This is a genomic window from Micromonospora haikouensis, from assembly GCF_900091595.1.
Taxonomy (GTDB): Bacteria; Actinomycetota; Actinomycetes; order Mycobacteriales; family Micromonosporaceae; genus Micromonospora; species Micromonospora haikouensis.
Map to the genome: position 1 here is coordinate 1 of NZ_FMCW01000089.1, position 1,525 is coordinate 1,525.

Below are 1,525 nucleotides of genomic sequence, written 5' to 3' on the forward strand. Positions count from 1 at the left end.
GCAATGCCGGGTAGTTAAGCGTGGTGGTGGCTGGTCAAGGGGGCGTGTCGGTGGGGATGCAGGCAGCGGGACTCCGGTAGAGAGGTACGTCCGCCAAGACATGCCTCACCGTTGGGAGTCCCGCTGTTGGTCCAGTCTGTCATTGCGCGTGTGGTGCGGGTCGCGGCAGGTCCGTTCGCGCCGGGTCATCTGGGTGAGCTGACGCGGCAGGTGCCGTTCGAGATGGTTGATGCGGTCCTGGCTCAGACGTGTTGTCTTCAGCGGCGGGTGCGGGATCTGCCCTCGCGGGTGGTGGTGTATCTGTTGCTCGCGGGCTGTTTGTTCGCCGAGTTCGGGTATCGGCAGGTGTGGCAGCGGCTGGTCGCCGGTCTGGAGGGGGTGCCGGTCGCTGAGCCGAGCGAGGCGGCGTTGACCAAGGCCCGCCGCCGGCTCGGCCCGCAGCCGTTACGGGCGTTGTTCGACCTGCTGCGCGGCCCGGCGGCGAGCATGGCCGGGCCGGTGCGCTGGCGGGGACTGCTGGTCTGCGCGATCGACGGGACCACGTTGTTCGTGGCTGACAGCGCGGCGAACCTGGCCCGGTACAGCAAACAGCGTGGGGGTCGTACCGGCGGTTCGAGCCATCCGATGCTGCGGCTGGTCACGATCATGGCCTGTGGCACCCGGTCGGTGATGGACGCGGCGTTCGGACCGATCACCTGCGGCGAGACCACCTACGCCAAGGACATGCTCGCCCGGCTGCCCGCCGGGGTGCTGCTGCTGGCCGACCGCAACTTCGCCGCCGGGCAGCTGCTGAACCTCGTGACCGGCCGTGACGCGCACCTACTGGTACGGGCCAAGACCGGCCGGGGCGGCCCCAGGCTGCCGGTGCTGCTGCGCTTGCCAGACGGCTCCTACCTGTCGGTGTTCGGCGGCCAGCGGGTGCGGGTGATCGACGCCGAGATCAGCATCACGACGAACGCCGCCACGGTCACCGGCATCTACCGGCTGATCACCACACTCCTCGCCCCGGACGCCTACCCGGCCACCGCGATCCTGCGGCTCTATCACGAGCGGTGGGAGATCGAGACCGCCTACCTGGAGATCAAGTCCGGCATCCTCGGCGGACGGGTACTGCGGGCACGGACACCGGCCGGCGTCGATCAGGAGATCCACGCCCTGCTGATCACCTACCAGATCCTGCGCACCGCGATGACTGACGCCACCAACAGCGAGCCGGGCACAGACCCGGACCGGGCCAGCTTCACCATCGCGCTCCACGCGGCCCGTGACCAGGTCATCCACGCCGCCGGTGTCATCGCCGGCACCGTCACCGACCTGATCGGCAGAATCGGCCGCCTCGTCCTGGACCAACTACTGCCCGAACGTCGGCTACGCGTCAACGCCCGCACCGTCAAACGCGCCATCTCCAAATACAACGCCCGCGGCCCGAACATCGACCGACGCACCTACCAGGCCACCATCAGTCTCAACATCCTCGCCGGGCCGGTCTTGACAACCAGCCCGGAACCTTAACTACCCGGCATTG

1 protein-coding gene is annotated in these 1,525 nt (G+C 68.5%); it reads left to right on the top strand.

What is annotated here, in order from left to right; genetic code table 11:
- The first annotated feature begins 153 nt into the window (after nt 1-153).
- Nucleotides 154-1,512 carry an IS4 family transposase gene (locus GA0070558_RS32585; RefSeq protein WP_256092274.1) on the top strand — a complete coding sequence of 453 codons (1,359 nt, stop codon included), beginning with the start codon at nt 154-156 and terminating at the stop codon, nt 1,510-1,512.
- The last annotated feature ends 13 nt before the right edge of the window (nt 1,513-1,525 follow it).